Origin of the sequence: Streptomyces roseolus, assembly GCF_014649855.1 — a bacterium.
Classification (GTDB): Bacteria; Actinomycetota; Actinomycetes; order Streptomycetales; family Streptomycetaceae; genus Streptomyces; species Streptomyces roseolus.
In genome coordinates, this window is sequence record NZ_BMTV01000031.1 from 1,060 (window position 1) to 1,279 (window position 220).

At 75.5% G+C, this 220-nt stretch carries 1 protein-coding gene; it reads right to left on the reverse strand.

Annotated elements, in window-relative coordinates:
• Positions 1–220, reverse strand: a 220-nt coding sequence (locus IE245_RS37835; protein WP_189953199.1) for a hypothetical protein, incomplete at both ends; no start/stop codon positions are given.

Sequence of the window (220 nt, forward strand, 5' to 3'; positions counted from 1 at the left end):
GGGACGACCAGCGCGGTGGCGGCTTCCGTCGTGACGACAACCGGGGTGGCGGCGGCGGGTTCCGTCGCGACGACCGTGGTGGCGACCAGCGCGGTGGCGGCTTCCGTCGCGACGACAACCGGGGCGGTGGCGGCGGGTTCCGTCGTGACGACCGGCGTGACGAGCGGCCTTCGTCGTTCCGCCGTGACGACCGTCCCTCCTTCCCGCGCGACGACCGGCG